We start from the raw sequence: 6,870 nt of genomic DNA, 5'->3' as shown, positions 1-6,870 counted from the left end.
GGCCGCGACCAAGGATCCGATACCGCCGCGCGGCGGCAGACGGCTGTGGGGAAACATCTCTGATGCAAAGCGTTCAGCCCGATAACGCCGATCCGATGCCGATGCGGCGTTCGCCGCACAGCGTGGCCGCCATCATGCTGCGGTTTGTCGGATGGCTGACCACCGCGGTGGTGGTGATGGCGCTGTTATGGAGCCGCTGAGTTTTCGCCGATCAATGGCGCGATGCAGCGTCCATGGTTAGCAAATCCTGACTGACGATCACGCTACCTTCGAGCGCATAGGCGCCGTCGGCATAGCCCTTCACCACCATCCCCGCGGTCAGCATCACCGCGAGCGTCACGGTCGCGAACATAAAGCCGACAAGTTTCAGGCCGCTGCGATCTGCCATGGTCGTCCCCCCGGTTTCTTCCCCGGCACTCATATGGCAGGGACAGGTTCAAAATGCGTTAGCGAAAAAATCGTCCCGCGAAATTTTCGGCGGCACGGATATCCCGAGGCAATCCGGTAACCATGTTGGTTGCGTTTGTGTTTCAGGAACCGGCGCCACGTCGCGGCACGAAGGCGCTCGCCAGCAGCGAGAACACCAGCTCGCCGCGCTGATTGGTGCCGGTGTTGCGGGCCTGCAGGATGCCCCATTCGGGGCGCGAATCCGACGTTCGCTTCGAATGGACCTCGCTCATGAAGCTGATGGTGTCGCCGGCCAGCACCGGCCTGATCCAGCGCAACTCGCGAAAGCCGGGCGACGGTCCCCAGACCGCGACGCGCTCGCCGCGCGCCACCGCCTCGCTGGTCTGGCGCTGGCCGTCGGCGACCACGAGCTTCATGCAGACCGACCCGACATGCCAGCCGGACGCCGCCAGTCCGCCGAACAGCGACTGGCGCCCGGCTTCCTCGTCGAGATGAAAGCGCTGCGGATCGAATTGCGCGGCGAATCGCTTGATTCCGTCGGCGGTGAAGGTGAACGAACCGACCTCGCGCCGCGCGCCGATTTCGATATCTTCAAAGAAGCGCATTGAATGTCTTACTCCGCCGTCGCCTCAATGCGCCGCCGCACGATGATCGACGATACCCATTCGCACAGCGCCTGGCCGGCGGCGTTGCGAGCCGTGACCTTGAACGTCACGATGCCGGTCGCGGGACGGCTGCGCGAGGCTCTCGCCTCCGCGACATCGACTTCGAGCGTCAGGTCGTCGCCCGGCCGCAGCGGCGCAAGCCAGCGCAGCTCGTCGATCCCGGGCGACCCCAGCGACGCGGTACGGCCGATAAAGCCATCGAACATCATCCGCATCATGATCGAGCCGAGGTGCCAGCCGGAGCCGGACAGGCCCTTCAGCATCGATTGCTTCGCCGCCGCCTCGTCAAGATGCATCGGCTGCGGGTCGAACTCGGCGGCAAAGGCCAGCATTTCCTCGCGCGAGACATGGCGCGGTCCGAAGGTGCCGAAGCGGCCGGGCTTAAAATCTTCAAATACCAGCGTGGTCATGATGGAGATTTGTTGGAAGGAAGCCCGATTGTGGCCGTTATTTGCGGCAATCTCAACCCGCCGGCCCGCATGGCTCGTGCACCCTGCGGATGGGCCTGCCCGCCAGTGCTACCCCCGACTTGCCCGACGCGATATTCGGAGCTAGCCCTGTGCGCGCGCGGGACCAGATCAGACACCACGCTTTTCGACTTTGCCGGGAGAACCACCGATGTTCGATTTCCAGGATCTGTTTCAGTGGGACCGTTTCATCACGCCAACGATCATCAAGACCTTTTACTGGCTGGTGATTTCGTTGATCGTGCTGTTCGGCATCTCCGGCATTTTCTCAGGCCTGGCCACGATGGCGATCAGCCCGTTCCGCGGCTTCATCCTGCTGTTGTCCTCGATCGCCAGCGTGGTCGTCGGCGTGGTATCTTCGCGCATCGCCGCGGAATTCATCCTGATCGTGTTCCGCATCAACGAGCATCTCGGCGCAATCCGCGATCAGGGCCAGATGCGCTAGCAAAATCCGGAAACACGGTAGCCGGTTTTTTCTAACCGTCGCTTCCATCCGGGCGATTTGCTGCGATGCACACGCCGCTTCCAGGTTGGATCAAACGCGTCGGTTTGACCATGCGTCGATCACGTCCAGTCTACCTCCAAAAGCAGTCATCGCGCATCGTTTTCGAGCTACGCCGCGATTCAGCGTCTCATTCGGGTCGGTCGTGCGTTCGCCCGCCGGCGTCGGATCACGGATCTATCAGCACGCCGGGATTCATCATGCCCTTCGGATCGAGTTCGCGCTTGGCGCCCCGCAGCGCGCGGGCAAACAGCTCGGGCCGCTGCCTGTCATAGAACGGCCGATGGAACCGGCCCACCGCATGATGGTGGGTGGTGGTGCCGCCATGCTCGACAGTCGCCGCGGTACAGGTCGTCAACACCGCCATGAACTGGTCGAGCATGACCGGCTTGTCGAGGATGCCGCCAAACGTGAAGTAGAGGCACGGCCCGTCGGGATAGACATGCGTGAAACGGCAGGTGACCGTACCCTCGCGGCCCGTCACCTGCCTGATGGTATCGTGGGTGATCCTGGTGATCTTCGCGTGGAAATCGCGGAACCGCTCCCAGGTCATCGAGGTCTCGAACGTCGAGGAGAGCAACCCGCGCGCGACCGCGTGTTCGCTGTAATGGGGCGCGCGAATGAATTTGTTGCGCCAGGCGCCGGCGGCGCCCGTGCGATGCGAGTTCTCGTCGTCCAGCGCCGCGGCGTCCGGGACACCGCCGCTGTCCCGACAGATTTCCAGCGCACGTGCCATCCAGGCCTCGAGCGGATGGTCGGCCGATTCGAAGGTGAGCATCAGCACGGCCTCTTTGTTGTCCCACGGGATGTCAGGCAGTGCCTCGCGCGCCTCGAGCAGCCGGCAGTTGGCGGGATAAAGGCCGGCCTGGGTGATACCGCGCACGGCGTCGGCACCGGCATAAAAGTCTTCGAAACGCACGCTGGTTGCCGCGCGGAAGGTCGGCTTCTTGCGCAGCCGCACCCAGGCTTCGGTGATGATGCCGAGGATGCCCTCGGAGCCGATGAACATCCGGTCGGGGCTTGGCCCCGCACCGGAGCCCGGCAGGCGCCGCGTCTCGAGGGTGCCGACCGGCGTCACCACCCGCATGCTCTCGACGAAATCGTCGATGTGAGTGGTGAGGGTCGCATAGTGACCTCCCGAACGCGTGGCGATCCAGCCGCCCAGCGTCGAGCAGCGGTAGGCCTGCATGTAGTGGCGCATCGTGAACGGCGTCTCGCGCAGCTGGTCTTCGATATGAGGCCCGTACACGCCGCCCTCGATGCGCGCAGCGTGACTCACCGGGTCGACCTCCAGCACCTTGTCCATATGGCGCATCGAGATCGTTACGACCTTTTCGAATTCAGCCGCGGGTTCGATGCCCTTCACCACGGACGAGCCGCCACCGTACGGAATCGCCTTGGCGCCGATCTGATCGCACCAGGCGAGGATGCGCACGATGTCCTGTTCGTTGTCGGGAAAGGCCACGGCATCGGGCGGATTGGGCACCGAGCGGAGGAACATGCGGCAGGCGTCGAACCATGCCTTGCCGTAAGCGTGCTCCAGCCGGGTGAGATGATCGGTGCGAACGATAGGTTGCAGCGCGGACGGCACGACGACGCGTGACGGACGCAGCGTAATCTCTTCAGCCCTGGGCGGCGGCGTGACGTCGAACCCCGAGAGCCCGTATCGCCTTGCGATACCGGTTTCCCAGGGCCTGATTTCGTCCGGGGTCAGATCCTCGTCGGCATAGCCCCAGGCATAGAATTTTTTCTGCCGTCTCATCATTTCCTCCAGCGGATCCTTTGACCGGGATGGTTTCTTCAGTCGGTGCGATGTGACGCCAGTTCAGGAGAGCGCCAATTCGCCGACTTGAAACAAGGGATCGGCGCGCCTCACGCCAGGCTGGCCGGCTTGGGCGGGTGCGCGGTTCTCGGATGATGGTCATGAAGAAATACGGCAAAGCTATATCGCAGGAGAGGATTGTCGGGAACGGCGGCCTCAAAGAGCTTTTCCTGCGTGTCACGCGGCAAGTCCGGCCAAAGTTTGAAGGCCGCGCGGCCCAACAATAGCTCGAACTCGCTGGACGAACTATTCATATGCCACCTTCGGCGTATGATCGATCCGATTTGCCTGACGACGCATGTCTAGCAATTTTCCCCAATTCAAAATTTGATATATGTCAACTCGACGCGGCTGACGTCTCGTCGATGTATCCGGCGCTGTCGCTGTCCTCCTGGAACAGCGTTCTGAGCAACCGCCATAGCTCACGATGCCCGGCTGTTTGGCCGCCTTGCGTCAGATAATCCGCAATATCCATCGTCGCTGTTTGGTAGTCGACCGTGCCCCCGATGTTCGCCTCCAAATGCGCTATCTCACGCTCGACGTACAAACGTTTGCTGTCGGTATCGAAGACAAGGGCGCAACGATCCGCATGGGTGACCTCAGGGCCCTTTACCCGACGATACAGATCTCGCTTCAAGACAGCCATTTTCCGCTCCCTGCGATGACGTTGCGACAGCCAGGCTTACAAGCCCAACAATGTGCGGACCTTGGTGGCGGCGTCATAGATTTCGATCTTGAGCATCGGATAAGTCGACTTCAGTTCTCGGCCCGATGTTTCAGCGGCTTCGAGCGTGTCAAATTCCGACTTGAAATGGCCGTCGACGACCACCACGAACCCTTCGGCAGGAGGCCTGTCGGCTCGTGGCGCTTTCTTCGGCTCTGGCTCGTCAATGACGCGAACCGGCTTTTTCATCGCAGACGCCCGCCGTCAAAGAATTTTACCAATTTAGGACGGTCGCGGTCGCCTTTGCCTTGATTTAGATCATGCTCGCGGGAAGTAACTCGCTTTCGTCAAGCCGGCCCCCATCTGCACCGGGCCATGCGCTGATAAAGTCCGCGCGTCAGGTATTGAACCTGAAATGCATGACGTCGCCGTCGGCGACGACATATTCCTTGCCTTCCAGCCGCAGCTTGCCGGCGTCGCGCGCGCCGGCCTCGCCGCCGAGCGCGACATAATCGGCATAGGCGATGGTTTCGGCGCGGATAAAACCCTTCTCGAAATCGGTATGAATCACGCCGGCCGCCGCCGGCGCCCTGGTGCCGCGGTCGATGGTCCAGGCGCGGGCTTCCTTGGGGCCTACGGTGAAATAGGTGATGAGGTCGAGCAGCTGGTAGCCGGCGCGGATCAGGCGGTCGAGCCCGGCCTCCTCCAGCCCCAGCGTTTCCAGGAACTCGGCGCGCTCCTCGCGCGACAAGGTCGCGATCTCCGATTCGATCTTGGCGGAGATCACCACCGCGACCGCGCCTTCCTTCTGCGCGTGCTCGAACACCTGCTTCGAAAAGCTGTTGCCGTCCCTGGCCGAGCCTTCCTCGACATTGCAGACATAGAGCACGGGTTTTGAGGTCAGAAGGCCGAGCATGCGGAAGGCGCGCTCCTCCTCCGGCTTGCGTTCCAGGAACCGCGCCGGCTTGCCGTCGCGCAGCAGCACCAGCGCGCGGTTGACGAGTTCGAGCTGCTCTTTGGCGTCCTTGTCGTTGCCCTTGGCCTTCTTGGCGAGGTTGTCGACGCGTTTTTCCAGGCTGTCGAGATCGGCCAGCATCAGCTCGGTTTCGATGGTCTCGATATCGGCCAGCGGCGCGATCTTGCCCTCGACATGGGTGATGTCGGAATCCTCAAAACAGCGCACCACATGCGCCACCGCATCGACCTCGCGGATGGTGGCGAGGAACTGGTTGCCGAGGCCCTCGCCCTTGGAGGCGCCGCGCACCAGGCCCGCGATATCGACGAAGGTCAGCCGGGTCGGGATGATCTGCGCCGACTTGGCGATCGCCGCCAGTTTGTCGAGCCGGGGATCGGGCACCGCGACCTCGCCGACATTCGGCTCGATGGTGCAGAACGGATAGTTCGCCGCCTGCGCCGCCGCCGTCTCGGTCAGCGCGTTGAACAAGGTCGACTTGCCGACATTCGGCAATCCGACGATACCGCATTTGAATCCCATCGTACTTTCCGCTCTTTCGCGCGACGCTGCCGCGAGTGAATTGATTTGAGGTCGTCATATGCGGGCAAAAGGCGCGGGAGCGCCGTCTTCCCACCTTGTGTCCCGCGCATCCATCTTCTTTGAAGGATGGATCGCCGGATCAAGTCCTGCGATGACCAGCGTTACGTCGCGCCGTCTTCCTTGTCGAAAAATCCCCTCGCCTGCATCGCCAGATGCACCTTGTTCTGGAACGTCGAGTCGCGGCCGGTGGCGAGCAGGCCGGCATTGTCGGCAACCGCCGCGCACAGCGCCTCGACCCACGGGCGGTCGCTCTTGGCGAAATCCGACAGCACGTGGCCGTGCACCAGTTCCTTGACGCCGGGATGGCCGATGCCGAGCCGCACGCGGCGATAGTCGTTGCCGATATGCGAGGAGATCGAGCGCAGCCCGTTATGGCCGGCAATGCCGCCGCCGACCTTGACGCGCAGTTTCGCCGCCGGCAGTTCGAGTTCGTCCTGGAACACGGTGATCTCGCCGGCCCCGAGCTTGAAGAAATTGGCGGCTTCCTGCACCGCGCGCCCGGATTCGTTCATGAAGGTCGAAGGCCGCAGCAGCACCACCTTCTCGTGGTCGAGCGTGCCCTCCGCGGTCTCGCCCTGGAAACGGCGGCGCCATGGTGCAAAACCATGACGCCGCGCAATTTCACCGACGGCCATGAAGCCGATATTGTGCCGGTTGTTGGCGTATTTCGCGCCGGGGTTACCGAGGCCGACAAACAGGCGCATGCCGCGGCATCCCGCGTTCGCTTACTTCTTCTTGTCGCCGCCACCGGCAGGCGCCTTGGCGCCCGCCGCCGGAGCCGCAGCCC

10 protein-coding genes are annotated in these 6,870 nt (G+C 62.8%); 2 read left to right on the top strand and 8 right to left on the bottom strand.

All coding sequences use genetic code 11. The annotated features are described in order from the left end of the window. On the top strand, nt 1–200 hold a 200-nt coding region (locus tag WCE35_RS02730; protein WP_424591805.1), incomplete at its 5' end, for a hypothetical protein. Between the two features lie 11 nt (nt 201–211). On the opposite strand, the gene WCE35_RS02725 is transcribed toward WCE35_RS02730, so the two are convergent. The 3 genes from WCE35_RS02725 to WCE35_RS02715 form a co-directional block, all read right to left on the bottom strand. Next, nucleotides 212–388, bottom strand: coding sequence for a hypothetical protein (locus tag WCE35_RS02725; RefSeq protein ID WP_424591804.1), 177 nt, complete (start codon nt 386–388; stop codon nt 212–214). Nucleotides 389–530: 142 nt separating this feature from the next. Further along, the gene (locus WCE35_RS02720) at nt 531–1,013 is read right to left on the bottom strand and encodes a MaoC family dehydratase (RefSeq protein WP_424591803.1); all 483 of its coding nucleotides are present in this window, start codon (nt 1,011–1,013) and stop codon (nt 531–533) included. An 8-nt stretch (nt 1,014–1,021) separates the two neighbouring features. Beyond that, on the bottom strand, nt 1,022–1,483 hold the full coding sequence (locus tag WCE35_RS02715; protein WP_424591802.1) for a MaoC family dehydratase: 462 nt from the start codon (nt 1,481–1,483) through the stop codon (nt 1,022–1,024). A gap of 208 nt (nt 1,484–1,691) precedes the next feature. Here WCE35_RS02715 and WCE35_RS02710 point away from each other — a divergent pair, with 208 nt between their 5' ends. Beyond that, nucleotides 1,692–1,985, top strand: a complete 294-nt coding sequence (locus tag WCE35_RS02710) for a DUF4282 domain-containing protein (protein WP_424591801.1) — start codon at nt 1,692–1,694, stop codon at nt 1,983–1,985. Between the two features lie 226 nt (nt 1,986–2,211). Here the strand turns inward: WCE35_RS02710 and WCE35_RS02705 are convergent, their stop codons facing one another. From WCE35_RS02705 to pth, 5 genes are all read right to left on the bottom strand, one after another. Beyond that, nucleotides 2,212–3,804: an FAD-binding oxidoreductase gene (locus WCE35_RS02705; RefSeq protein WP_424591800.1), complete on the bottom strand. Its 1,593-nt coding sequence runs from the start codon at nt 3,802–3,804 to the stop codon at nt 2,212–2,214. Between the two features lie 397 nt (nt 3,805–4,201). Continuing rightward, the gene (locus tag WCE35_RS02700; protein WP_424591799.1) at nt 4,202–4,510 is read right to left on the bottom strand and encodes a hypothetical protein; all 309 of its coding nucleotides are present in this window, start codon (nt 4,508–4,510) and stop codon (nt 4,202–4,204) included. Between the two features lie 36 nt (nt 4,511–4,546). Then, nucleotides 4,547–4,777 carry a hypothetical protein gene (locus WCE35_RS02695; RefSeq protein ID WP_424591798.1) on the bottom strand — a complete coding sequence of 77 codons (231 nt, stop codon included), beginning with the start codon at nt 4,775–4,777 and terminating at the stop codon, nt 4,547–4,549. Nucleotides 4,778–4,925: 148 nt separating this feature from the next. Next, nucleotides 4,926–6,023, bottom strand: a complete 1,098-nt coding sequence (ychF, locus tag WCE35_RS02690) for a redox-regulated ATPase YchF (protein WP_424591797.1) — start codon at nt 6,021–6,023, stop codon at nt 4,926–4,928. 161 nt (nt 6,024–6,184) lie between these two features. Next, on the bottom strand, nt 6,185–6,787 hold the full coding sequence (pth, locus tag WCE35_RS02685; protein WP_424591796.1) for an aminoacyl-tRNA hydrolase: 603 nt from the start codon (nt 6,785–6,787) through the stop codon (nt 6,185–6,187). Nucleotides 6,788–6,870 lie beyond the last annotated feature (83 nt).

It is taken from the genome of Bradyrhizobium sp., assembly GCF_049691595.1.
Taxonomy (GTDB): domain Bacteria; phylum Pseudomonadota; class Alphaproteobacteria; order Rhizobiales; family Xanthobacteraceae; genus Bradyrhizobium.
Note: the sequence above shows the minus strand (reverse complement) of the source record. Positions and strands in the feature narration are given on the sequence as shown.